Genomic DNA, 25,939 nt, shown 5'->3' with positions numbered 1-25,939 from the left:
AGCTTTTATATAGTCTAGATTATCCTGGAGAGTGAAAGTATGAAAAAAATAATTGAGATTAAGCACTTAAAAAAGTATTATAAAAATGTTAAGGCTGTAGATGACATTTCCTTTGATGTATACGAAGGTGAAGTGTTTGCTTTCTTAGGCCCAAATGGTGCAGGAAAAACCACTACACTTGAAATTATAGAAGGACTTAGAAAAAAGGATTCCGGAGAAATAATATATTTTGATAAATATACTGACCCTTCGGATAATTACATAAAACAAAGAATAGGTGTTCAATTACAAAACAGTGCTTTTTTTGATAACCTTACAGTATATGAAACATTAAAAATGTTTGAAGGTTTATATCCCAAAACCAGAGAAGCGGATGAAATACTTGAAATTATGTCATTAAATGAAAAGAAAAATTCAAAAGTAAAGAAATTGTCCGGTGGTCAAAAGCAACGTCTTGCTATAGGCGTTGCTTTAATCAATGATCCTGATATACTGTTTCTCGATGAACCAACTACAGGACTTGACCCACAGTCAAGAAGAAATATATGGGAAATTGTTTTAAACCTTAAAAAAGCTGGTAAAACCATAGTTTTAACCACACATTATATGGAAGAAGCTGAATATCTTTCAGATAGAGTTTACATAATAGATCATGGAAAAATAATTGCAAATGGCAGTGTTAATGAATTAATTAAATCTCTAAATAAAAAATCAATTATTACATTTGAAACAAAAACACCTGATCTTTTTTTAGATAAGTTTAGAGAAATAAATGTTACGAATGAAAAAGTGGAAATAGAAACAAATGAAGTTGAAAAAGTATTATTTGAAATATTGAATTTAACAAAAAAATCAGAAATTACTGTTGATAACTTAACTATAAGAAAACCAAATCTTGAAGATGTTTTTCTACATCTTACCGGTCGTTCATTAAGGGATTGAGGTGAATGACTATGTCTAAATTAATCATATTGACTAAATCAATGTTAAAAAACAATATTAGATCGTTTGATAGTTACTTTTGGGCATTTATCTTTCCTGTGGTTCTTTTTGTTATCTTTGTAATGATTTTTGATAATATTAATTATAGTGAAGACCTTTCTTTTAATTCATTAAAAGCAGGAATTGTATATGAAAAAAAACTTACAGGATTTGGGAAAACCATTATCTCTCAAATGCTTAAACATACAAATTTCAAAACAGAAAATATAAATACTTTAGATGAAGCATTAAATGAATTGAAAAATAAAAAATTGGATATTATAATTTACTTTCCAGATGATTTTTCTTTAAATCTTAATTCTTCATTGTTTGGAATAAAACAAAAAGAAGCAAATGTGGATATATATTATGTAGAAGGCAGAAATAACTCAGAAATATTAAAGGAAATATCAAAAATCTTTTTTGAATACTCAAATATAGAGATAATAAAAAATGTAAAAAAAATAAAAGAGCCTGAAATAAAAAAAATTGCTATAGATTCAAAAGATGTTTTTAGATATAGGGATTTTTTATTTCCGGGAATATTGATTATGTCCATAATGTCTATAGGATTCTTTTCAATTCCATATGACATATTATTTTCGAGGGATTCTGGCATTAACAAGAAAATGCTAACCACACCGGTAAATGGTTTTACATATTTCTTGAGTATACTTTTAAGTGATTTAATTATAGTAATGTTATCCAGCATATTTTTATTTTTAGCTGGAATTATAATGCATGTTTCTTCAGAATTTTTCTCTGTAAGATTTTTTCTCTTATACCTTTTTTCTATAATTACTATTTTTTCTTTTGGATTGTTAATAACAGCATTTTCGAAAAATATTAGTTCAACTATGTCAATTTTAAATATTCTTTTTCAAATATTTATGTTTTTAGGGGGATTATATTTTCCTGTATTTAATATTCCCTGGGCAATAAAATGGATAGTATATATAAACCCTATTACATATCTTGTAGAAGGTATGAGAAGAACAATAGGAATGAATATATCTCCTATTTCAAATGCCTGGCTAATAATAGTTCCGATGCTATGGATTATTATGTCTTTTATGGCGTTTTCAATAAAATATAGGAAGGTGATGGGATATGAATAAGATTTATATTTTAAGCAAATACATCACCAGAGATATAATAAAAAATAAAGGGGATATGTTCTTTGTTATATTTTTTCCTGTAATATTACTTATTATTTTTGGTTTTGTTTTTGAACAGCAAAACTCTAAGTCTATTGTTGCATTATATGCTGATAGTAACTATTATAAAAATGAATTAGATAAAATATACAATGTAATTCCGGAAAAGTCTGAAAACGATGTAAAAGATTCAGTAAAAAAAGGAAAAGCAAATATTGGAATATATATTTCGGAATATAATGCAATTATTTTCTATAATTCTTCAGATATAAAAAATTCTCAGGATATAAATTTTCTCGAGTTAACCTTAAAAAAATTACTTATAAAAAATCGTTCTAATATTAAAAATGATTATATAGTTGTCAGAGAAAATAAAGTATTAACAACTGAAAAAGAGCATAAATATATAGACTTTCTTTTAGCTGGTTTAATTGGGATTTCCTTACTTTCAAATGGAATGTTTTCTGTTATTACATTGTTTGGGAAATATAAAAAACAGAATATATTAAAACGTTTTATACTAATTCCAATGAATCCAATTGAATTTGTGATTGGATTTTCAATATCAAGAATTTTTATGACATTTATTTCCTCAATAATACTTATATATGCCGGAAAAATAATATTTTCTTCTACAATAACAGTTAATTGGAATGCGTATATTATATTAGCTTTAAATGCTACATTTGGAATGATGGGGCTTGGCTTATTGTTTTTATTCTTTTTTAAAAATACTGAGACAGCACAGAATGCTGCTTCTGCATTCTTTACATTAATGATGTTCTTTTCCGGAGTATATTTCCCTATAGAATTTTTACCCAAATATTTTCAACCATTATCCTATATACTTCCAACAAAATATGTTATAGATGGAATTCGTTATACATTTGGAATTGACAATATGAAAATTCAATATCTTGTTTTTTTAAATATCGTCTTGTTAATAACAGGAATTTTTCTTCTCATAATTGCATCAAAAAAATTCTTAATGCCGGAAAAGTGAGATAAAAATAGCAAAAAAAATAAAAAGAGAGGGAATTATCTCCCCTCTCTTTTTTATGTTTATTATAAATTCTTAATTACCATAGCAGTTCCCATTCCGCCGCCTATACATAATGAAGCAAGACCATATTCGAGATTTCTCTTTTTCATTTCATAAAGCAATGTAACGGTGATTCTGTTTCCAGAGGCTCCTATTGGATGTCCTAAAGCAATAGCTCCACCATTTACATTTGTTCTTTCCATAAACCAGTCTTTTGAAAGGCCATATTTTTCTCCGAGTTCTTTTATTACTGCTAATGATTGTGCTGCAAATGCTTCATTTAATTCCAATAATTCCATTGCTTCTAACTTTATGCCTTTCTTTTCAACAAGGTTTGTTATAGCTGCAACAGGACCAATTCCCATTATACTTGGATCAACGCCACCTTGCTCATATGCAACTATTTCTGCTAATGGAGTTAAACCGTATTTCTTTACGGCTTCTTCTGAAGCAAGGATTATTGCACTTGCACCATCGTTGATTCCTGAAGAATTACCTGCTGTTACTGAACCATCTTTTTTAAATGCTGGCCTAAGTTTTGCAAGTGTTTCCTTTGTAGTTCCAAATCTCGGATATTCGTCAGTATCAAATATTATTGTTTCTTTTCTTGTTTTTACTTCTACAGGAACAATTTCATCTTTGAATTTTCCTTCCTTGATTGCTTTTTCAGCTCTTTGCTGACTTGTTGCAGCAAATTCATCCTGTTCTTCTCTTGTAAGATTGTATTTTTCAACAAGGTTTTCTGCTGTAATTCCCATATGATATTGATTAAATACATCTGTTAATCCGTCGTATACCATATGGTCAATCATTTCAATGTTTCCAAATTTTAATCCGGCTCTTGCTTTTGCTGGTAATAACATTGGAGCATTTGACATACTTTCCATACCAGCTGTTACAACAATATCTGAATTACCTAGTTTTATTTCATTTGCGCCAAGCATAATTGCTTTCATACCGCTTCCACATACCATATGAACTGTATATGCAGGTCTGTCTACAGGAATTCCTGCGTATATTGCAGCCTGTCTTCCTGGTCCCATACCCTGACCGGCCATTAATACATTACCAACTATTGTTTGATCAACATCTTCAGGTTTTAATCCAGCCTGCTCTAAAGCACCTTTTATTGCGACAGCACCTAATTCAGCTGCTTTTTTGTCTTTTAATGTTCCAAGAAAACTTCCAATTGCTGTTCTTTTTGCACCTACAATATATACTTTACTCATTATTTATTTCCCCCTTTTTTTACTTTTATTTATTTTTAAAGTATAAGTCCTCCATCTACACCAAGTACTTGACCTGTTATAAATTTAGCTTCATCACTTGCAAGGAAACATACGGCATTTGCTATATCTTCAGGATCCCCCATTTTTCCAAGAGGTGTTTTGCTTACAACATAGTCTATAACCTTTTGAGGTACCACTTCTGTCATAGGAGTTTTTATAAATCCTGGTGCAACTGCGTTAACCCTTACCTGAGCACCCTTTCTTGCAAATTCTTTTGCCCATGTTTTTGTCATTGCAATTACACCACCTTTTGTTGCTGCGTAATTTGTTTGACCAACATTTCCATAAATACCAACTACGGAAGAAATATTTACAATAGCGCCTTTTCCGGCTTTCATCATTTCAGGTGCAAAGAATTGTGTCATATTGAACACACCTTTTAAGTTTACATCAATTACAATATCCCAATCTTCTTCTGACATTTTTTGAATTAATGCATCTCTTGTTATACCAGCATTATTTACAAGTACGTCAACATGTCCTTCTTCTTCCATTACTTTATTTTTAAACTCCTCTATTGCTTTTCTATCGGTTACATTTAATACATAACCCTTTACATTTGAATATTCTTTTTCTAAATCTTTTAATGCTTCTTCATTTAAATCACAAGCATATACTACTTTTGCGCCTTCTTTTGCAAATTTTTCAACCATTGCTTTTCCGAGACCTCTTGCTCCACCTGTTACTATACATACTTTTCCTTCCATTCTCATTTTTTCAACCTCCCATTTATGTTGAATTATTTATTTTTTCCTTCCTGTATTCTTCTGTATAATTCCTGTGCAATATATGAAGCAACATCATCAGCATATGTATTTGGACCAAATCCTGCGTCATAACCTATTTCCTTTACAAGTTCATGTGTAATTCTTGGACCACCGGCTATAAGAATTACTTTATCCCTTATTCCTTCAGCTTCCAATATTTCCACAAGTTCTGTAAGATTCTTTATATGAATATCCTTTTGTGTTACTGTCTGGGATACAAGTAATGCATCTGCATTGAACTCTATAGCCTTTGCAACAAATTCTTCATTTGGAACCTGACTGCCGAGATTTAAAGCTTCAAACATTTCATATCTTTCAAGGCCATAATGCCCTGCATATCCTTTCATGTTCATAATTGCATCTATTCCAACTGTATGTGCATCTGTTCCAGTACTTGCACCAATTACTCTTATTTTTCTTCCGATATTTTTTCTTATAAAATCATCTGTTTCTTCCATTGACCATGTTGTTGATTCAACCTTTGGAACATGGATTGCTGTGTAATCTACTGTATGCGTACAGCTTCCGTAAGCAATTATAAATGTAAAGTCTTTTGTAAGTTCTTTATGATATACAACCATTGGATCTTCGAGCCCCATTTTTTTCATAAGCTGTTTTGCAGCTTCTACAGCTTCATCACCATCTGGAACTGGCAAAGTAAAGCTCAATTGTACTTTACCATCGTTCATAGTATCTCCATATGGTTTTATTGCCTTTAAGTTTAATGTTTTATCAAAATTCTTTTTTTCTGTTGAATATAATCCTCCACTCATGGTCTTTCCGCCTCCAACATCTTTTTGATAAATGGATTAAAGTAATGTGTTCCTTTTTCAAATACACCGTCTAAACCTTTACCGCCGTCTATAGGTCTCTTGATATTTGCAAATGTGCCTTTTGAAAGAGAAACAAACAATCCATCTTTTACCATTTTTTCAAGTAATTCTATTGATTCATCGAGTACTTTTTGTGCTCTTTTCTGGATAATTCCATCTTTTTTGAATTCTATTTCATCACCGATATTTTTTAGGTTATTGAAGATATATCTTGCATTTTCAATTGAAAGATATCTGTCTGACATAAATGGTGTGTGTATTGCTTCTGTTAACATACCAAGCAATTGAATTCCCTGATGTGTCCAGATTGATATAACATTGAATAATGCATCCTGAACATGACCTCTGAAAATATTTCCTGTCATATATTTTGTTGGTGGCATATATTTTAAAGGTGCTTTAGGGAATATTTCTCTTAGCATCTGTGCCTGTGCCAATTCGTATAAAAATCCATTTGTAAGGTCAGGATTCATTTCAAATGCATGTCCTAATCCCATTTGTTCTTCCGGTATTCCTGCCATTAAAGCGAGTTGCTCATTTATTAAATCTGAAGTTAATACAGTATGTGCTTCTTCATAGGCATCAGCTGTTGTAAGATAATTATCTTCGCCAGTATTTATTATAATGCCGGAAAAACCATTTATTACCCTTGAGAAGTATTGGTCAATTATTGTTCTTTGCATATTTATATCTCTAAATAATATTCCATATAATGCATCATTAAGCATTACGTCTAATCTTTCAATAGCTCCCATAGCTGAAATTTCTGGCATACATAATCCTGATGCATAATTAACGAGTCTTATATATCTTCCAACCTCTTCTCCAACTTCATCAAGAGCTTTTCTCATTATTCTGAAGTTTTCCTGTGTTGCCATTGTTCCACCAAATCCTTCTGTAGTAGGGCCATATGGAACAAAATCAAGCAAACTCTGACCAGTAGTTCTAATAACAGCAATTATATCTGCACCCTGTCTTGCTGCAGCCTGGGCCTGAACAACATCTTCATATATATTTCCTGTTGCAACAATTACATATAAATATGGCTGAGGACCTTCTCCGAGTTTTTCTATATATTCATTTCTCTTTTTTCTATTATTTTGTATAAGTTCTATCATTGAGTTCACATAAGGTTCAATAGCTTCTCTAATTTTGTCATCAGAATTTATTTTTAATTTTGAAAGGTCAAGTTCTTCCTTTGCTATTTTTTCAGCTATTTCCTGTGGTGTATAGCCTGTTTCTATTATTGCATTTCCAATTAAATAAGCAGCACCTTCTTTTAATAATCCTTTTTCTTTTATATGGTCTACAACTACGTTTGGTAATGGAACTTCATTTTCATCTACTCCATCTATTCCCAATAATCTACATACAGTTCTTTCTACTGAAACTGTGGAACGTTTATCTACGAAATTTTGAACATCTTCAGCTATTTTCCTTGCAAGACTTCTTGCATATTCAACCTTTTTAAAATCAAGTCCTAATTTACTCATGGAATGTTTCCTCCTTTTTTATTCTTTCAATAGTATCGAGTAACTCTTTGTCAATATTCAAAAGTCTGGCTATTGTTATTGCTTCTTCAGGAACTATTTCTTCGTTTTCCTCGATTAATGAATAATCGATTATTTCGGTTATATTTTCAGGATTTATATTTTCTGTTAGTTTTTCCTTTTTTATTCCTTTTATTCTTAGTTTTCTAATCCCTTTATCTGCAACGTTATTAAAGTGTGTAGTGATAAGAGATATGGATTTTTTATTGTTTAATATTTCTATGACGCCCTTTACTATTAATTTGCCTTCATGTGGATTCGTGTTTCTTGCAAGTTCATCAAGGAGTATAAGAGCATTTTCATCAGTTTTGATATATTTTAGTATTTCGTTAATTTTTAGCATTTCTGCTGCATATGATGAAAGCCCTGAGAATAATGATTGATAATCGCCGGAAATAAGAAAGATTTTATTGACAGGATATAGTTTTGCGCTTTTTGCTGGTATATAAAATCCATATTGAAACAAATTTTGCAATAAAGCTATGGTTTTTAATATTACTGTTTTTCCTGTCATATTGGCTCCGGTAATTAATGTAACTCCGGGTTTTAAGGTTATATCAACGGGCTGATACTCTTTATTTTCTTCTTCCAGTTTTTCTTTTATAACAGGATTAAACATCCCTTTTATTTCATATGTTTCTGATATTTCCGGTTTTGTAAGATTAAACTTTTTGGTAAAATAAGCTTTAGCAATTGTAAAATCCAATTCCGCTATATCTCTCAATCCCTGTTCTATATCAGAAGCATACGTTCTTAATTTCTTAGAAAGTTCTTCTCTTATCTCATCTTCAATTTGCATTTCTAATTCATATAGTTGTTCTCGTTCTTCTTCATTATCAGTCTTTTTTCTTTTTTTTCTTATTTCTGATAATTCATGTGAGTATGAATCATAGATATAGAATGTTGATAATCTATTTCCATCTGGATCGAGGATATTTATTACTTCATTTAGAGTTGGAAATGAAAGAAAATCCAAAGGATTTATTTTTTTAATTTCTTCATATGTAAGAGCAAATGATTTTAATTCAAATAATTCAATATCGTCAAGTATATAACCGGATTTTAATCTTTCAGTTGTTCCAGAGATATCCTTTATATTCATTAATTTTAGTTTTATATTTTCTATTGTATCTTTTTTATTCTCATAAGCTTTTATAGCTTTTTCAAGCTTGATAATTTCATTGTTTATTTCATCTTTTGATTTAAGAAATTCTATATTTCTTAAAAATTTTTGTCCCAGAGGGGTTATTATTTCCAGTTTTTTAAAAAGATATTCTAATTCAACCATAATTCATCTTCCCTTACATTTATTATTGGAAGGTTTATATGCTCTTTTAATCTTTCTTTTATTACTTTTGAATCAAGCATATAGCCTCGTGGTGAATATGGGTTTATTGTTATTGCAATTAAATTTGTTTTTTGCAATACCGATATCTTTCCCCCTTTTTTTATAAATCTTCTGTATGTTTCAGGGGTTATGAATATCTTTGTGAAATCATTTACTATTATTTCAGTTTCGTTTAATCCCTTTTGTTTTGTAAGATAATCAAGGAATTTATCGGTTAATGCACCTGTTATATATATCTTTTTACCATATTCCAATATATGTTTGTCGAGCGATTTAAAGGATAGTAATGATTTTATGGGCAATTTTGTTATTTTATTATTATCTATAACATATACTCCATCTTCTACTTCTGGAATTTTACCGTTATATTTTTCAAGTTGTATCATTTCTACCACATGCTTTGTTTTTTTTACTAATTCGTTTATATTTATTGTTAATGCTGCTCCTGTTGCAAGAATCATTGCGTCAGTTATAGTGGGAGAAGCGGGGCTGAGCCTTGATAGCGCCCCATCTACCAAAACCTGTTCAGCCCCAAGCTCAAGCATTTTATTAATCACTTTCTTTATATTTTTTGTGTTTTGAGGACCTGCTAATATAATCTTTCCTCTTTCTTTAGCTTTTGCAATTACTATTCTTCCAATAGATGTACGTATATCTTCAATGCTTAATATTTCAGCAAGGAATCTTTTTTGTCTGTAGAATTTCTCGGCAGTAGCAAATATTGTTCCTTCTATTATTTCAATTTCTGGTTTAGGTGTAGAGGTTACCTGATCTATGGATTCACCATCTATACCTATTGAGGTTAATCCGAGTTTTTTATTTATATGTTTTATAATGTAATTTAATGTTTCGGTCTTTCCCGTATTTTTTTCGAGACCAACTACAGAGACGCTTTTATATTCCAATTTGCAAATCTCCCTTATTAATTTTTAAATAATACAAGTGCTTCTCCATCTACAGCAATATCACCATTTTCATTGAAAATTTGAGTTGTAAGCAATAGCCTTGATTTTGCTTCTATTTTTTCTTTTACTGTTATTTTTATTGTGATTTCTTCATCGATATATATAGGTTTTAAAAATTTTGTATCCTGCTTCATATATATTGTTCCAGGGCCTGGAAATTCCATTCCCAAAACAGCTGAAATTAAACCTACACTTAAAATTCCATGTGCGATTCTCTTTTTAAATATTGTTTTGCTTGCATATTCTTCATCGAGATGCACAGGGTTTTTATCCCCTGTGATCTCGGCAAAGGTTTCAACCATATGTGCTGTTATTTTCCTTTTTACTTCATATATCTGACCTAATTTTATTTCATCATACTTCATTTTTTATCACCCAAATGTTCATATTTTTCCCTCAATTTAGCTCTTTCATGTCTTTCAAGATGGCTTGGTTCAAGACTGATTCTTTCTTTATTATCAAATAATCCCGCTACACCGTACCATTTATATTTTTCTCTATATTCTGAATCATCTACATCTGTTGAAGTATCTTCTGGTTCATGATATGTTGTAATTACGCCTTCATAATTTCTCAGGATAACTGTATGATCTGTTTGAGAAATAAGATAGTTTGGCATTAATCTAATCTTACCTCCGCCACCTGGTGCGTCAACAACAAATGATGGAACTGCGAATCCAGAAGTATGTCCTATTAATGATTCCATTATTTCAAGACCTTTGGCAACAGATGTTCTGAAGTGTTCTATTCCCTGTGAAAGGTCACATTGATAGATGTAGTAAGGTCTTACTCTTATTTTTACCAATTCATGCATTAATGCCATCATGATATATCTGCTATCGTTTACACCTCTTAATAATACTGTCTGATTTCCAACAGGAATACCTGCATCTACAAGTTTTCTAACTGCTTCAGTTGATTCTGGTGTAATTTCTTTTGGATGATTGAAATGTGTGTTTAACCATATTGGATGGTATTTCTTTAACATATTTACCAATTCATCTGTAATTATCTGTGGGAATACAACAGGTGTTCTTGACCCAATTCTTATAATTTCGACATGAGGTATCTTTCTAAGTTCACTAATGATGTATTCAAGCATTGGTACCCCAACCATTAAAGCATCTCCACCAGATAATAATACATCTCTTACCTGTGGTGTATTTCTTATATATTCAATTGCTGCGTTAATATCATCCATACTTTTATGTGCATCTGTTTGTCCAGCAAATCTTCTTCTTGTACAGTGTCTACAATACATTGAACACATATCTGTAATTAAGAAAAGTACTCTATCAGGATATCTATGTGTCAATCCAGGTGCAGGTGAATCTTCATCTTCATGAAGAGGATCAACCATATCCCACATGCTTTTTACCAATTCTTTAGATGTTGGTACTGCCTGTCTTCTTATTGGACATTTTGGATCATCTGGGTCCATTAATGACGCATAATATGGTGTAATTGCCATTCTTAATGTTTTTAATGCATTTCTTATTCCTTCTTCTTCATCGGGAGTTAGGTTTATTACCTGTTTTAATGTATCAACGTCTGTTATTCTGTTTCTCATTTGCCAGTGCCAATCATTCCATTCCTCTTCCGTTACATCTTTCCATAATGGTATTTCTGTATAATGTCGCCTTTTAGCCATTTTAACGTCTCCTTTCTTTTCTTCTTTTTTGATATTTAAATATATAATTTTTCAAACAGTTCTCTAATTTCCTTTGATTCCCTTAAAATATCAAGGGTTAATTCAGCATGTCCTTTTGTATATCCGTTTCCTATAATCATTGTTATATCTTTTCCAACACCTTCAGCACCAAGTGCGGCTTTTGTAAATGATGTTGCCATAGAGAAGAAATAAACTGTACCTTCATCTTTTGTTATTAATATTGATGACATTTCGGTATTTGGTACATTTACGTTATTTATTGTGATATCACAATATTTTCCTCCTGTTACATCTAATACTTTTTCATATATGTCTACAGGTTTTGTAGCATCTGCAACAATTACTTCATGTGCAAGGTTCATATCTTTAATTCTTTTGGCATTCTCTTCTGAATATTCTACAACTATAACTTTTCCAGTATTACCAGCATTTTTCATAGCCTGATATGAACACAATACCCCTGATTTTCCTCCACCACCGATAATACAAACAGTATCTCCTTCATTTACGAGCTTGTTTACCTGTGCTGGTGCTCCAGCAACATCTAATGCTGCAAGAGCTAATTTTTCTGGTATATCTTCTGGCAATACTGCATATAATCCAGTTTCAAATAATATTGCCTGTCCTTCAATATCAACCTGGTCATTTTCTATGTTAATCTTTTTGATTTTTTCAATCTTTAATGGTGTTAAGGATAAAGATACAAGTGTAGCGATTTTGTCTCCAACCTTTAATTTTTTGTCTGGAAAATCAGGTCCAATTTCTTTAACTATACCAATTAACATTCCACCAGAACCTGTAACTGGATTTTGCATTTTTCCTCTTTCATTTACTATGTCAAGAATCATCTTTTCCATTTTTTCTACATCATGATCACATGCTTCTTTGATTTGAGTAAAGCTTGCTGAATCGATATTTAATGTAATTACATCAATCAATATTTCATTAGAATAAATTTCCATTGTGTTATCAATTTTTTTAGCTGCTTGTGGTAATAATCCTTTTGGTTCTATAACTCTGTGTGTACCAAATGGACAACCTTTTTTCATTATTTTCCCTCCATTATTTTCTTTTTATATTTAAAATTTCTCTTGCTTCATCTGGTGTTGCTACTTCTCTCCCCAATTCTTTTGCCAATCTTACAATTCTTTCTACTAATTGAGCATTGGATTTTGCCAATTCTCCTTTTTTATAGTAGATATTATCTTCAAATCCAACTCTTACATGTCCCCCCATTAATATTGCATGAACAGCAAGTGGAAGTTCGTATCTCCCTATTCCAGCAACTGTCCATGTGCTTCCCTGCGGGATTCGGCTAACAAGATATACCAAATCCTCAATATCTCCAGGTATAGCTCCAGGAACCCCCATAACAAAATCAAAATGGATAGGCATATCTAGCAGACCCTTTTTTACCAATCTCAACGCATTTGCAATATGACCTCTTTCGAACACTTCTATTTCCGGTTTTATTCCTCTTTCCTTCATTTCTGCTGCAAATTTTTCCATGTATTCCTGCGTATTCATAAATACATCTTCACCAAAATTTGTTGTTCCAGCAGAAAGGGTTGCCATTTCTGGATTTAATTCAAGTGGTTGTTTTCTTTGTTCGAAAGTATGATATACCGCTCCCCCAGTAGATGGTTGAAAAATCATATTGCATTTTGCTTCTATTTTTTCTTTTATTTCTTTATATACTTCATAGGATTGTGTGGGTTTTCCATCTTCATCTCTTGCATGAACGTGGGCAATTGATGCTCCTGCAAGATAACATTCATAAGCAGCTTCTGCAATTTCATTAGGTGTAACAGGGAGATTTGGCTGTTGTTCTTTTGTAACCTCTGCACCTGTTAAAGCAACTGTGATTATCAATTTATCCATTTTCTTTTCCCTTCCTTTGTTTGTCTTTTGGTACTACACATGTACCACTTGCTCTACAAACAACTATAGGCTCTTCAAGATAATCTGCAGCTGAATCAGAGATATCTGGTCTTGGAGCAATTACCTTTCTTGCTTCAAACACCATTTTTCTTGATGTATTTCCAACCTTTACTATTTCTCCAACTGCTTCTATATAATCACCTGCATATACAGGAGCTATAAATTCTATATTGTCATATGCTTTAAATAATCCTTCATCTCCATCGTGTCTTATTAAAAGTTCTGTTGCCACATCTCCAAAGAGTTGTAAAATTCTCGCGCCATCAACAAGATTTCCACCATAATGTGCATCATGTAAACTCATTCTTACTCTTATCATTACTTTTTCACCCATATTTTAAACCTCCATCGTTTTTAAATCTTCTGGAATTATAAGTTCAGCATCAGTTATTTCTTTTAATTCTTCTAATGTAATATCTGGAGCAATTTCTTTTAATAATAAACCATTATCAACAGGCTCTATTACAGCATATTCAGTAACTATTAAATTTACTCTTCTAACTGAAGTAAGAGGGAGATCGCATTTTTTTACTATTTTAGGTTTTCCTTTTGCTGTATGAGTCATAGCTACTATAACCTTTTTAGCTCCAGTAACAAGATCCATCGCTCCACCCATACCTGGAATTAATTTTCCTGGAACCATCCAGTTTGCTAAATGACCTTCTTCATCAACCTGTAACCCTCCTAAAACAGTGAAATCGAGATGACCTCCTCTAATTAAGGCAAATGAAAATGCTGTATCAAACACCATTGCACCTGGTAAGGTATCAATATATTTTGCGCCAGCATTTGTCAAATCAGGATTTGCAATTTCTTCTGGTACTTCAGATCCAATTCCTAATACACCGTTTTCTCCATGAAAGAATATATTCATATCTTTTGGAACGTAATTAGCAACTAATGTTGGTAATCCAATTCCAAGATTTACTATATTTCCTGGTTTAAATTCTTTTGCTACTCTTTTAGCAATTCTTTCTTTTGCATTCATTATTCTCTCCCCCTTATTACAACATAATCAACAAGTGCTCCAGGGAATTGCACTTCTTCAGGTGTAATTGTACCTACTGGAACCAATTCATCTACTTCAACAATTACAGTATCTGCTGCCATTGCAATTATAGGGTTAAAATTACTTGCAGTAAATGAAAATGTAAGGTTTCCAAGATGATCAGCTTTTTTGGCTTTAACAAGTGCAACCTTTGCTCTTATTGCCTTTTCAAGAATATATTTTTTTCCATCAATTTCTATTATTTGCTTTCCTTCTTCAACAATAGTTCCAATACCTGTAGGGGTAAGAATGCCGCCAAGACCAACTCCACCTGCTCTTATCTGTTCTATTAATGTTCCCTGAGGAACAAGTTCAACTTCAAGTTCTTTTTCAATCATCTGTCTCTGTGTTTCTTTATTTGTTCCAATGTGTGAAGTTACAACCTTTTTAGCAAGTTTGTTGTATATAAGTCTTCCGATTCCTTTTGTTTCAAAGGATGTGTCATTACAGATAATTGTTAAATCTTTTTTCTTTTGCTTAATAATTTCGTCTATAAGCGTTTCTGGAGTTCCAATTGTTAAGAATCCTCCAATCATAATTGAATCGCCATCATTAATAACTTTAATGGCCTCTTCCGCCTTAACAACTTTCAACTGAATCACCTCTTTTTTTAAATTTCGATGAAAAATATTTCATTCATATTATATCAGTTTTTACAAACAGATAAAAATATAGTTTCAACTAAATAATCATTATTAATAGTCTTAAATCATTCTTAATTATGTGAAATGAATCTTTTCTCACTTTCACAAATTGTTACATAGAACTATAGCTAAATAAAAAATTTTTTTAGAACATTGTGAAAAAAGAAGCAGAGTTTTCATAAAGTAAATAAAATATGAAGAGATTGTGTTATAATTAAATTATAAAAATCATAATTTTTTAGGGGGGAGAAAAATGGCTTACTATCTTGCAATTGATGAGGGAACAAGCAGTACAAGAACGTTATTGTTTGATGAAAAATTTAACCTTATAGACTTTTCTCAAAAAGAAATAAATATGTATTATCCAAAACCTGGATGGGTAGAGCAGGATGCTGAAGAATTGTATCAAAAAACTGAAGAAACAATGTTAGAAGTTTTAGAAAAGAACAATATATCCTGGAATGAAATAATTGGGATTGGAATTACAAATCAAAGGGAAACTGTTGTAGCCTGGGATAAAAACACAGGAAAAGCTTTAACTCGAGCAATAGTATGGCAATGTAGGAGGACAGATGAATTAATTAATAGATATTCTGCATCATTCTGGAATGAAGTAAAGAGGAAAACAGGATTGGTAAAGGATCCATATTTTTCAGGTTCAAAAATAGTGTGGATGATAGAAAATGTTCCAGCAGTTAAAGAAGCATATGAAAATGGAAATTTAAAAGTGGGAACAATAGAATCCTGGTTGGCATTTAAACTTTCTGGAAAACATATTAGTGATCTTTCAAATGCTTCCAGAACGCAATTGTTAAATATACATACATTAGATTGGGATGATGAAATATTAAACACATTTGGTATTAAAAAAGATATTCTGCCTCAGTTGGTTAATACAGCTATTGAAGGTGGAATTGAAACGAAATTTGGCCCAAAAATTTATGGAATGATTGGTGACCAGCAATCTGCATTATTTGGACAAAGAGCATTTGAAATTGGTGATTCAAAATGTACTTATGGAACAGGTGCTTTTGTATTAATGAATTCAGGTAATACCCCACCCAAACCACATCCAGGATTATTAACTTCAATTGGTTGGAAAATTAAAGATGAAACTATTTATTCTCTTGAAGGAAGTATATTTACCGTTGGTGCATTCTTTAAATGGTTAAAAGATATAGAGATTATAGATGATTATCCTGATCTTGAAAAATATTCTCTTGATAATGACAACGGAGGAGTTTATATTGTTCCAGCATTAAGTGGTCTTGGAACACCATATTGGGATGCAGATGCAAGAGGTTTAATAATAGGGTTAACCAGAGGTACTAAAAAAGAAAATATAATCAGGGCTGCTTTGGAATCAGTAGCTTTTAGTGTTAGAGATGTTATAGACTCAATGCAGGAAGCAGTATGGACAAAGATTAAAAAAATGAATGTTGATGGTGGAGCTACAAAAAATAAATTATTGATGAAAATACAAAGTGATTTGTTAAATGCAGAGATATTTGTTCCAGAATTTCAGGAGATAACAGCATTAGGTGCAGCATTTATGGCAGCAATTGGTTCAGAAAATCTTTCTATTAATGAAATAAAAAATTTGCAATTTTCAGGTATAAAGATAATGCCAGAAGAGAATGAAAAATTAGAAAGGGATTATTATATCTGGAAGGAGGCAGTATTAAGATCAAAAGGCTGGATAAAATCAACGAACATAAACTTTTAGAAATAGCAAGAGTAATAGCAGAATATACATTTCCTGGAATGAATATCCTTTTATATGGAGATTTAGGTACAGGAAAAACTACTTTTACCAAAGGATTTATCAGAAGTTATTTAGGTGATGAAGAGATAAACGTTACATCACCCACTTTTGCGTTAGTTAGAATATATGAAAATTCTGTAAAAATATATCATGCGGATTTATACAGGTTATCTGATCCAGAGGAAATACCTTATGTAGGTTTATTCGATGATTCTGACGGAATATATTTAATAGAATGGCCTGAAAGATTAGAATATTATATGCCTGACGAATATCTAAAAATACAATTATATTACAATGAAAATATAGAATATAGAGATATAGAAATATCATATGTTGGAGAAAAATACGAAAAAACATTTGAAAAAATAAAGGAGGAATTACAATGAAGATAGGAATTTTAGGGTTACCTATGACAGGAAAAACAACAATATTCTCGTTATTGACAAATAAACCATATGACGGAACATATAAGCAAGATGCAGAAGAAAGAATTGCTAATGTTAGAGACGAAAGGATTGAAAAACTTACAGAAATGTATAATCCTAAAAAAACAGTATATGCAACATTGAACTTTATAGATATTCCAAGTTATAATCCTTCAGCCGATAGAAAAGAAAAAAATAGAATCTTACAGATGATACAAACTGTTGATGCAATTATACTTGTTATTAGGGCATTTGAAAATGATTCAGTTCCATTTCCAGAAGGTTCAGAAACACCTTTAGATCAGCTTGATACATTAAAAACGGAAATGATAATTAGAGATCTTGAAGTAGTTGAAAATAGATTATCAAGATTAATAGAACAAAATAAAAAGAAGAAACCTACCAAAGAGGAAGAGAGACAGGTAAAAATATTGGAAGAGATTAAACCTGTACTTGAAGATGGAAAATTTGCATCAAAGGTTGAATTATCAGATGAAGATAAAAAATTAATAAGCTCTCTTGCATTATTTACATTAAAACCAATAATCGTAGTTGTAAATGTTGATGAAAATCAATTGATGGAAAAGAATTATCCAGGAAAAGAAGAATTAATGAAAACATGTAAGGAAGAAAATTTTGCATATATTGAAATATGTGGTAAAACCGAAGCAGACCTCATAGAATTAGACGAAGAAGAAAGAAAAGAATTTATGGAAGAATTGGGAATTGAAAGACCAGGAATCGATAGGTTGTCTAAAACAGTATATGATCATTTAGGTTTAATCACATTCTTTACAGTTGGTGAAGATGAAGTAAGAGCATGGACAATTAATAAAGGAACTACAATGAAAAGAGCAGCAGGTAAAATACATTCAGATCTTGAAAAAGGTTTTGTAAAAGCAGAAGTAATGCACTACGATGATTTAATAAGACTAGGAAGCGAAGATGAAGTGAAAAAAGCAGGATTATGGAGATTAGCTGGTAAAGAAGAAATTGTAGAAGATGGAGAAATATTAACCATAAGAGCAAATGCTTAAGTGTTTATGGAGGGAGAAATGAGAAAACCATTATACAAAGTAGAAGATTTTGATTATCATTTGCCTGAGGAATATATAGCTCAAAAACCAGCAGAACCAAGAGATTCTTCAAGGTTAATGGTATTAAATAGAAATATCAGAACTATAGAACATAAAATTTTTAGAAATATAATTGATTACTTAAAACCTGGAGATTTAATGGTATTAAACAATACAAAAGTAATTCCAGCAAGATTATATGGTCGGAAAACAACAGGTGCAAAGGTTGAAGTATTATTGCTCGAGAAAACACACGAAGAAAATACATGGAAAGCACTTGTTAAACCCGGTTCAAAATTAAAAAAAGGTGCAGAAATAAAATTTTCTGACCATCTATATGCTAAAATAATAGAACATAATAGCGATGGTTCAAGAATTATTCATTTTACATCTGATAAAGATGTATGGGAAGAAATTGAAAGAGTTGGAAATATGCCTTTGCCACCATATATAAAAAGCACTGATGTTCCAGGTGAAAGGTATCAAACAGAATATGCGAAAATTCAGGGAGCTGTTGCGGCACCAACAGCAGGGTTGCATTTTACAAAGGAATTATTAAATAAGATAAAAGAAAAAGGAATTGAATTTGCTGAAGTAACTCTTCATGTTGGTCTTGGTACATTTAGGCCTGTAAAAGTGGATAATATAGAAGAACATGAAATGCATGAGGAGTATTATGAAGTTCCAGCAGAAACAATGAAAAAAATACGTGAATATAGACAAAATAAAGGAAGAATAATCAGTGTAGGAACTACTGTGGTTAGAACACTTGAAACAATAGCACAACTTCCAGAACAGGAATCCTATATGGGGACTACGGATATATTTATATATCCGCCATATGAATTTAAATTAATAGATGCATTGATAACCAATTTTCATTTACCAAAATCCACACTTTTAATGCTTGTTGCAGCATTTGGAGGATATGATTTTATAATGGAAGCATATAAAAAGGCTGTTGAAGAAAAATATAGATTCTTTTCATTTGGTGATTCAATGTTCATATATTGATATTCAGAGGGTGATAAATTGAAAAATAAAACCAGGGGTTTAATTTATATGTGGATCACTGTAATATTCTGGGGGATTTCTTTTGTAGCAACGAAAATAATAGTTAATACCGTTCCACCGATAACAGCAGCATTTTTGAGATTTTTTCTTTCAAGTTTAATACTTGTATTATTTATAAAAACTAAAATAAAATATGAAAAAAAAGAATATGTTTATATGCTTTTATCAGGTTTTTTTGGAGTTACAGCATATTTCTTATTTGAAAATTCAGCTTTGCAATATACCACAGCAACAAATGGTTCTCTCATTATTTCGGCTACACCGGTAATATATCTATTATTTTCAGATATACTAAGAAAAAGCTTTTCACATAAAATTCGATATTTTGGAACATTACTGGCATTTTTTGGTGTTGCATTAATTGTGCTTAACGGAAGATTTGTTTTAAAATTAAATCCACTTGGAGATTTATTAATGTTTGGTGCAGCATTTAGCTGGATTTTATACACTGTATTTATAGAAAAATTGCATCATCACGATAATCTGGCAATTACAAGAGATTTGAATTATTACGGAATGTTATTTTTTATACCATTTTCTCTTTATGAATTAAAAAGTGCAGGCACATGTCCAGCATTTGAATTATGGTTAGATCCAGTAGTAATAACAGCATTTTTGTATCTCGGTATATTCTGTACAGCCCTTGGATATATATGGTGGAATAAAGCCATTAGGCTTGCCGGAGCAAAAACAACAACAAATGGAATATTTTTTATACCAATAGTTACTGTTATTGCTGATGCAGTATTATTAAAAAATTATCCAAATTTTTATACATTAATAGGTGCATCTCTTGTATTAGCAGGAAATTATATAGCAGAAATAAAAGATTAAATGGTGCAGAAAATCTGCACCATTTAACATTATTATATATCAATTTCAATACCTATTGGACAATGGTCAGAACCCATAATTTCTGATAATATAAAAGCATCTTTAACCTTTTCTTTTAAAGAAGTACTAACAAAAAAATAATCTATTCTCCAGCCTACATTTCTTTCCCTTGCCCTTGTTTTATAATCCCACCAGGTGTAATTTCCAGGTTCTTTATTGAACATTCTAAAGGTATCAACAAATCCACTTTCAAGCAGTTTATCAATCCATTCTCTTTCAATTGGTAAGAATCCCGAAGTATTTTCATTTTCCTTCGGTCTTGCAAGGTCTATTTCTTTATGTGCAGTATTAACATCTCCACAAATAATTATATTTGGTTGTTTCTTTTTATAATCTTCAAGAAATTCTAAAAGATAATAATAAAAATCCATTTTATATTGTAGCCTTTCTTCACGAGCTTTTCCATTTGGAAAATAGATATTAAATAAGGAAAAATTATCATATTCAGTAATTAATGTTCTACCTTCAGAATCAAACATTTCATTACCTAAACCTTTTAAAACATTTTTAGGTTTAATTTTTGTAAATGTTGCAACACCACTATATCCCTTCTTTTCAGCAGAAACAAAATATTTTTTCCAATCACCGTAAGTTAAAAACTTTTTTGTTAATTGCTCTTCTCGCGCTTTAGTTTCCTGAACGCATAAAATATCAGGATTTTCCTTATCAAGAAAATCTAAAAATCCCTTTTTTATAGCTGCTCTAATTCCATTAACATTCCAGGATAATATCTTCATCTTTAGTCTCTCCTTTAAAATCTGGTGTCTCCCCCAAATAATCCTCCTAAGAGGTTACCGCCTATTCCATCAATACCTTTTGTTTCGCCTCTATTTGAAAAATTAGCTGCAGAGTAAATCCTATCAGCCAATCGCGAGAATGGTAAACTCTGTAAATAAACGGTTCCAGGTCCAGTTAAATGAGTTAAGAAAATACCTTCTCCGCCAAATAAAGCATTGACAAATCCACCAACAAATTGAATATCATAATCTACAGTATTGGAAAATCCAACAATACAACCAGTATCAACTCTTAAGGTTTCACCAGGCATTAATTGCCTTTCTATAATAGTTCCACCAGCATGTACAAAAGCAAGGCCATCGCCTACAAGCCTTTCGAGAATAAAACCTTCACCCCCAAAAAGACCTGCACCAATTTTTTTAGTAAATGTAATTTCAATATCTATTCCTGCTGCAGAACAAAGATAACTATCCTTTTGACATATAAATTCTCCTCCAAATTTTGTCAAATCAATAGGAATAACCTTTCCTGGATAAGGCGCTCCAAAAGCAACGTGAGATTTTGAATGTCCGGTATTTAAAAAATTGGTTATAAAAAAGCTTTCACCAACTAACATTCTTTTTAATCCGCCGAAAATTCCTCCTGTTGCCTTTGTCTGCATTTCTATACCAGGTTCCATATACATCATTGCACCTGCTTCAGCTCGAACTCCTTCCCCCGGATCCAATTCAATTTCAACAATCTGCATATCATCACCATAAATTTTATAATCAATAACATCAGCCATAATTTCACCTCCAATAATTCTAATAATAATTATACCATTAATTTATAAATTTTGTAAAAAGTAATTATAACTCTATAATAAGCATATGAATAGAGTTATAAAGATGACTTCTTATAATGTGATTTTTTTAACGTGAAAAAAATAACATTGAAACAATGATGATTGCAATTTAATATTTCATATGTATAATTATATTTGAAAAAAAGAAATTTAATTAAAATTAATGTGAATAAAAGCACTAGTTATTGGGAGAGGGATTTTATATTTTTTGGAGGTGAAATTATGTTATTAAATGGTGCATGGGAGAGTAAAGTAGATATTTACAACGTTTTTGAGTTAAGATGTAAAACAACAGCTTATTTTGGAGTAGGTGCTATAGAAAAGTTCAAGGATATTTGTGAATTTTTAAACAAAAAGGATATGAAAAAGGTTTTAATTTTAACCGACGAAGTTGTATATAACGTGACAGGAATAAAAGAAAAAGTTGAAAAGTTTTTAGGTGAAGCTGGTATTGAATATATTGTATATTATGGAATTAAACCAAATCCAAATGTAAAAATGATTGATGAAGCAAAGAAAATGGGATTAGATTTTGGAGCAAAAGCTGTTATAGGAATTGGTGGCGGAAGTCATATTGACACAGCAAAGAGTGTTGCAGTATTATTACATGAAAAATATAAGAATTATACAGGTTCTGACTTATATGAATTAAAATTTGTGCCAGAAGAAGCATTGCCAATAATTGCAATAAATACAACTCATGGTACAGGTACTGAAGTTGATAGATTTGCAGTTGCAACAATTGAGGAAAAAGGTTATAAACCAGCCTTAGCTTATGATAGTATATATCCAATATTTGCTATTGATGATCCAGAAATTACAAAATCATTACCATGGTCACAAACAACATACACAGCTATTGATGCAATAAACCATGTTACAGAAGCAGCAACAACATTAGCAGCATCCCCATATTCAATTTTATTAGCTAAAGAAACAATAAGATTAGTTTCAAAATATCTTCCTCAAGCTCAGGCAAAACCAGGAGATTTAACAGCAAGATATTTCTTATTATATGCTTCAACAATAGCTGGTATTTCATTTGATAATGGATTGTTACATTTCACACATGCTTTAGAACATCCACTAAGTGGAATCAGACCAGATTTACCACATGGTTTAGGATTAGCAATGTTATTACCAGCAGTAGTAAAAGCAATTTATCCTGCACAGGCAGAAGTGCTTGCAGAAATATATAGTCCAATTGTTCCAGGTTTAAAAGGAGTGCCGGGTGAAGCAGAAGAAGCAGCAAAAGGAATTGAAAAATGGTTATTTAATATTGGAGTTACACAAAAATTAACAGATGAAGGATTTAAAGAAAGCGATATAGACAAATTAGTAGAATTGGCATTTAATACACCTTCACTTGATTTATTATTGAGCTTAGCACCTGTTAAAGCTACAAAAGAAATTGTAAAACAGATTTATATGGATTCATTATATCCTTTAAATAAATAATAATAGCGGGGGATGGGATAAAATAAAAAATGCAGGTGCTCAGCACCTGCTATTTTTATTGAACATTAACATATATAGTTTTTGAAACTTCAAGCCATAATAATTTGTCTTTTTTTACAGAATAAATAAAGTGAAGATATCCTATACTATCAGCATGATATAATCCGGAAATTGCTATGCTCCCTTTTAATTCATATGTTCCATCATTTCCAAAATCAAAAGGTTCTAATTCAGAAAAACCACCTATCATAAGTTCATTGTAGTTTTTTATAAATCTTCCATATTGATCATAGGCTTTAATTTCCTGATATAATTTTTTTCTGTCTGAAAGGTCAATGTATGTAAAGGCATCTTTATAGCTAATAACTGCTTTGTATTGATCCATGAAAAATCCTTTGATATCCTTAATAAAAGGTTTTATATCATATGATATTACATCGTCTCCTGTATATAAATACAAATCATACATTATGTAATTTCCACTGCCGCCGCTTCTTGTTGTTAATAAAATATCTTTATATCCGTCACCATTAAAATCAAAATATTCTATTTTAGGGTTATATCCATCTATACCAGTCATTATATCAAAAGTTGTTCCGGCGTCTTCAATTGTTAATAAAAAGCTTCCCCAATAAATTTCACTAACCTTTTTGCCTTTTAAAGTTACATGTTCAAGTGATTTGTCTGAATCAAGATTAATTTTTGTTTTATAAACTACCTGATAATCATCGGAAAAAACCAAAATGCTGGTAATAATCAGAAAAATTATAAAAAAGCTTTTTTTCATTAAATTTCACCTCCGTGAAAATAATTAAATATTTTTTGAGACAATTGTTCCTGTTTATGCCAATATCCGGCAAGTTTTTCATTCCTTGATAAATCTCCAAGTTTTTTATAATATTTCTTATTTAATTTACCAGGTCCAACATCAAATAAAGGTGTTCCTGGCAATGGCATAAAGGTATGTGAATGTATTACAGCATTATATTTTTCTGTAATTTTGTCCATAAAGTCAAAAGTCTTTTTAATATCTTCATCTGTTTCAAAAGGGAATCCAAAAATAAAATCTACATACGGTATAAATCCATGAGCAGAAACAAGGGATAAAGCCCTTTCTATTTCTTCTAAAGAATGTCCTCTATTTATTTTTTTTAGAATTTCATTGCTACCGCTTTGCGCTCCTATGATTATCATCTTGTTATCAACATATTTTTTTATAAGTTTTAAAACTTCTTCAGTTACAGATTCCGGTCTTACATCTGAAGGAAATGAACCAAGGTAAATTTCTTCTATACCAACTTTTCTCAAACCAGATAGCAATTCTTCGAGTTTTTCTATATTAGGTGTAACACCATTTTTTGAGCCATAACCAAAAGAATTTGGTGTAATAAACCTCGCAATTTTTCTGTTATGTTTAACGCCTAATTTTGCATATTCATGAATAATTCCCGGTTCTCTATGACGAACAATTCTACCAAAGAGATAAGGAGTTTGACAGTATCCACATCCGAAAGGACAACCCCTTGTAATTTCTATTGGCATAAAATGTTTGTTTTTAATTGCAAATGGCGGGTAATAATTTAAATCAACAAATTCTTTTGATGCTATGAATTTTTCTGATATTTTGCCCTTTAAAAAATCGGTGAAGGTTTTTTCACCTTCACCAATAAAAATATGGTCAAATCCTATTTTTTCTGTTTTTTCAGGCATTGCGCTTGGATGTGGACCACCGGCAATAACCTTAAACCCTTTTTCTTTTAATAGTGGAATTTCTTTTTCAACCTGAAAAATATCAAAACTCATAAATGAATAAGCTATTAATGTATCTTCAGGATTATATTCCAGTATTTTTTCAAAATTTTTTTCAAGTATAGTTTCTATTTCTATATTTTCTTTTTCCATTGCTGCAATAAGAGCTGTGATAGAATACCTATTTGATTTTAAAAGTCTGAAAACAATTCTTTTCAAGAATTTTCTTCCTCCTCTGTACTTTTTTGAGGCATAATGTCCCTATATCCAGCTAAGAATACGAGAACAGCTATTAAGATCGCTCTGCTTAAAGAAACATTCAAATATACATACGTTCCAATTGCCATGGCATTAAATAACCAGGCTAATACAATATATAGTTTTTTGTTTTTAAATGAAAAAAGAGATGAAAATGTTGTAGAAATCAGTGTAATTACCATGAATAAATCAATAGCATAGCCTCTTATATATCCAAAACCAGCTAATAACAATCCTATGAATAAAAATACTATAGTCAATTTATCGTATTTTTTTGAAAGAAATGAAAAAAACGCTGTGGTCAATGCAAATATACTCATCAATACAATATACAATACAGGACTTTTAAATAAGACAACAGCTAAAACTGGGAAAATAATTGAAAAAACTATAGAGTAAATCACTTAACACACCT

27 protein-coding genes are annotated in these 25,939 nt (G+C 31.0%); 9 read left to right on the top strand and 18 right to left on the bottom strand.

The window, feature by feature from the left end; genetic code table 11:
- Positions 1 to 39: 39 nt before the first annotated feature.
- From MARPI_RS02395 to MARPI_RS02385, 3 genes are read left to right on the top strand one after another with little or no spacing between them, the layout of a single operon-like run.
- Positions 40 to 942, top strand: a complete 903-nt coding sequence (locus MARPI_RS02395) for an ABC transporter ATP-binding protein (RefSeq protein WP_014296003.1) — start codon at positions 40 to 42, stop codon at positions 940 to 942.
- An 11-nt stretch (positions 943 to 953) separates the two neighbouring features.
- A complete protein-coding gene (locus MARPI_RS02390; RefSeq protein WP_014296002.1) occupies positions 954 to 2,099 on the top strand; it encodes an ABC transporter permease in 1,146 nt (381 codons plus the stop codon).
- Positions 2,092 to 3,141 carry an ABC transporter permease gene (locus MARPI_RS02385; RefSeq protein ID WP_014296001.1) on the top strand — a complete coding sequence of 350 codons (1,050 nt, stop codon included), beginning with the start codon at positions 2,092 to 2,094 and terminating at the stop codon, positions 3,139 to 3,141. Before MARPI_RS02390 ends, MARPI_RS02385 begins: the two co-directional genes overlap by 8 nt.
- A gap of 62 nt (positions 3,142 to 3,203) precedes the next feature.
- Here MARPI_RS02385 and MARPI_RS02380 read toward each other — a convergent pair whose 3' ends face one another.
- The 13 genes from MARPI_RS02380 to MARPI_RS02320 are packed head-to-tail and all read right to left on the bottom strand — an operon-like array spanning position 3,204 to position 15,186.
- A complete protein-coding gene (locus MARPI_RS02380; RefSeq protein WP_014296000.1) occupies positions 3,204 to 4,409 on the bottom strand; it encodes an acetyl-CoA C-acetyltransferase in 1,206 nt (401 codons plus the stop codon).
- A gap of 35 nt (positions 4,410 to 4,444) precedes the next feature.
- The gene (gene fabG, locus MARPI_RS02375) at positions 4,445 to 5,182 is read right to left on the bottom strand and encodes a 3-oxoacyl-[acyl-carrier-protein] reductase (protein ID WP_014295999.1); all 738 of its coding nucleotides are present in this window, start codon (positions 5,180 to 5,182) and stop codon (positions 4,445 to 4,447) included.
- 26 nt (positions 5,183 to 5,208) lie between these two features.
- Entirely contained in the window at positions 5,209 to 6,009 is an 801-nt protein-coding gene (gene kamE / locus MARPI_RS02370) for a lysine 5,6-aminomutase subunit beta (protein WP_014295998.1), read from the bottom strand.
- Positions 6,006 to 7,562 (bottom strand): lysine 5,6-aminomutase subunit alpha, encoded by a 1,557-nt coding sequence (kamD, locus tag MARPI_RS02365; protein WP_014295997.1) that lies wholly within the window; start codon positions 7,560 to 7,562, stop codon positions 6,006 to 6,008. Before kamD ends, kamE begins: the two co-directional genes overlap by 4 nt.
- Positions 7,555 to 8,907, bottom strand: a complete 1,353-nt coding sequence (gene kamC / locus MARPI_RS02360) for a lysine 5,6-aminomutase reactivase ATPase KamC (RefSeq protein WP_014295996.1) — start codon at positions 8,905 to 8,907, stop codon at positions 7,555 to 7,557. The genes kamD and kamC overlap by 8 nt, the downstream gene beginning before the upstream one ends.
- Positions 8,895 to 9,872 (bottom strand): lysine 5,6-aminomutase reactivase subunit KamB, encoded by a 978-nt coding sequence (gene kamB, locus MARPI_RS02355; protein ID WP_014295995.1) that lies wholly within the window; start codon positions 9,870 to 9,872, stop codon positions 8,895 to 8,897. The genes kamC and kamB overlap by 13 nt, the downstream gene beginning before the upstream one ends.
- Before the next feature lie 17 nt (positions 9,873 to 9,889).
- Positions 9,890 to 10,297 (bottom strand): MaoC family dehydratase, encoded by a 408-nt coding sequence (locus MARPI_RS02350; RefSeq protein WP_014295994.1) that lies wholly within the window; start codon positions 10,295 to 10,297, stop codon positions 9,890 to 9,892.
- Positions 10,294 to 11,583, bottom strand: coding sequence for a lysine 2,3-aminomutase (gene kamA / locus MARPI_RS02345; protein WP_014295993.1), 1,290 nt, complete (start codon positions 11,581 to 11,583; stop codon positions 10,294 to 10,296). Before kamA ends, MARPI_RS02350 begins: the two co-directional genes overlap by 4 nt.
- A gap of 35 nt (positions 11,584 to 11,618) precedes the next feature.
- The gene (gene kdd, locus MARPI_RS02340) at positions 11,619 to 12,653 is read right to left on the bottom strand and encodes an L-erythro-3,5-diaminohexanoate dehydrogenase (RefSeq protein WP_014295992.1); all 1,035 of its coding nucleotides are present in this window, start codon (positions 12,651 to 12,653) and stop codon (positions 11,619 to 11,621) included.
- 13 nt (positions 12,654 to 12,666) lie between these two features.
- Positions 12,667 to 13,485, bottom strand: coding sequence for a 3-keto-5-aminohexanoate cleavage enzyme (gene kce, locus MARPI_RS02335; RefSeq protein WP_014295991.1), 819 nt, complete (start codon positions 13,483 to 13,485; stop codon positions 12,667 to 12,669).
- A complete protein-coding gene (kal, locus tag MARPI_RS02330) occupies positions 13,478 to 13,879 on the bottom strand; it encodes a 3-aminobutyryl-CoA ammonia lyase (protein WP_014295990.1) in 402 nt (133 codons plus the stop codon). Before kal ends, kce begins: the two co-directional genes overlap by 8 nt.
- 3 nt (positions 13,880 to 13,882) lie before the next feature.
- Positions 13,883 to 14,533: a 3-oxoacid CoA-transferase subunit B gene (locus MARPI_RS02325; protein WP_014295989.1), complete on the bottom strand. Its 651-nt coding sequence runs from the start codon at positions 14,531 to 14,533 to the stop codon at positions 13,883 to 13,885.
- Positions 14,533 to 15,186, bottom strand: coding sequence for a CoA transferase subunit A (locus MARPI_RS02320; protein WP_014295988.1), 654 nt, complete (start codon positions 15,184 to 15,186; stop codon positions 14,533 to 14,535). Before MARPI_RS02320 ends, MARPI_RS02325 begins: the two co-directional genes overlap by 1 nt.
- A gap of 304 nt (positions 15,187 to 15,490) precedes the next feature.
- On the opposite strand from MARPI_RS02320, the gene MARPI_RS02315 reads away from it, so the two are divergent.
- From MARPI_RS02315 to MARPI_RS02295, 5 genes are read left to right on the top strand one after another with little or no spacing between them, the layout of a single operon-like run.
- Positions 15,491 to 16,963: an FGGY family carbohydrate kinase gene (locus tag MARPI_RS02315; protein WP_014295987.1), complete on the top strand. Its 1,473-nt coding sequence runs from the start codon at positions 15,491 to 15,493 to the stop codon at positions 16,961 to 16,963.
- 38 nt (positions 16,964 to 17,001) lie between these two features.
- On the top strand, positions 17,002 to 17,391 hold the full coding sequence (gene tsaE / locus MARPI_RS02310; protein WP_050899148.1) for a tRNA (adenosine(37)-N6)-threonylcarbamoyltransferase complex ATPase subunit type 1 TsaE: 390 nt from the start codon (positions 17,002 to 17,004) through the stop codon (positions 17,389 to 17,391).
- Positions 17,388 to 18,467: a redox-regulated ATPase YchF gene (gene ychF / locus MARPI_RS02305; RefSeq protein ID WP_014295985.1), complete on the top strand. Its 1,080-nt coding sequence runs from the start codon at positions 17,388 to 17,390 to the stop codon at positions 18,465 to 18,467. Before tsaE ends, ychF begins: the two co-directional genes overlap by 4 nt.
- 18 nt (positions 18,468 to 18,485) lie before the next feature.
- Positions 18,486 to 19,520 (top strand): tRNA preQ1(34) S-adenosylmethionine ribosyltransferase-isomerase QueA, encoded by a 1,035-nt coding sequence (queA, locus tag MARPI_RS02300; protein ID WP_014295984.1) that lies wholly within the window; start codon positions 18,486 to 18,488, stop codon positions 19,518 to 19,520.
- Positions 19,521 to 19,538: 18 nt separating this feature from the next.
- Positions 19,539 to 20,414, top strand: a complete 876-nt coding sequence (locus MARPI_RS02295; protein ID WP_014295983.1) for a DMT family transporter — start codon at positions 19,539 to 19,541, stop codon at positions 20,412 to 20,414.
- 32 nt (positions 20,415 to 20,446) lie between these two features.
- Here the strand turns inward: MARPI_RS02295 and MARPI_RS02290 are convergent, their stop codons facing one another.
- Both MARPI_RS02290 and MARPI_RS02285 read right to left on the bottom strand, forming a co-directional pair.
- A complete protein-coding gene (locus tag MARPI_RS02290) occupies positions 20,447 to 21,211 on the bottom strand; it encodes an exodeoxyribonuclease III (protein WP_014295982.1) in 765 nt (254 codons plus the stop codon).
- A 14-nt stretch (positions 21,212 to 21,225) separates the two neighbouring features.
- A complete protein-coding gene (locus tag MARPI_RS02285; RefSeq protein WP_014295981.1) occupies positions 21,226 to 21,999 on the bottom strand; it encodes a TIGR00266 family protein in 774 nt (257 codons plus the stop codon).
- Between the two features lie 282 nt (positions 22,000 to 22,281).
- Between MARPI_RS02285 and MARPI_RS02280 the strand changes: the two genes are divergently transcribed.
- Positions 22,282 to 23,517 carry an iron-containing alcohol dehydrogenase gene (locus tag MARPI_RS02280; protein ID WP_014295980.1) on the top strand — a complete coding sequence of 412 codons (1,236 nt, stop codon included), beginning with the start codon at positions 22,282 to 22,284 and terminating at the stop codon, positions 23,515 to 23,517.
- A 55-nt stretch (positions 23,518 to 23,572) separates the two neighbouring features.
- Here the strand turns inward: MARPI_RS02280 and MARPI_RS02275 are convergent, their stop codons facing one another.
- From MARPI_RS02275 to MARPI_RS02265, 3 genes are read right to left on the bottom strand one after another with little or no spacing between them, the layout of a single operon-like run.
- Entirely contained in the window at positions 23,573 to 24,304 is a 732-nt protein-coding gene (locus tag MARPI_RS02275) for a hypothetical protein (protein WP_014295979.1), read from the bottom strand.
- A complete protein-coding gene (locus tag MARPI_RS02270) occupies positions 24,304 to 25,485 on the bottom strand; it encodes a TIGR04013 family B12-binding domain/radical SAM domain-containing protein (RefSeq protein WP_014295978.1) in 1,182 nt (393 codons plus the stop codon). Before MARPI_RS02270 ends, MARPI_RS02275 begins: the two co-directional genes overlap by 1 nt.
- Positions 25,482 to 25,928 (bottom strand): hypothetical protein, encoded by a 447-nt coding sequence (locus MARPI_RS02265; RefSeq protein ID WP_014295977.1) that lies wholly within the window; start codon positions 25,926 to 25,928, stop codon positions 25,482 to 25,484. Before MARPI_RS02265 ends, MARPI_RS02270 begins: the two co-directional genes overlap by 4 nt.
- Between the last annotated feature and the right edge of the window lie 11 nt (positions 25,929 to 25,939).

Origin of the sequence: Marinitoga piezophila KA3, from assembly GCF_000255135.1 — a bacterium.
In the GTDB taxonomy this organism is placed as follows: Bacteria; Thermotogota; Thermotogae; order Petrotogales; family Petrotogaceae; genus Marinitoga; species Marinitoga piezophila.
The sequence above is the reverse complement of the archived record's forward strand: the minus strand, read 5'-3'. Positions and strand labels throughout refer to the sequence as shown.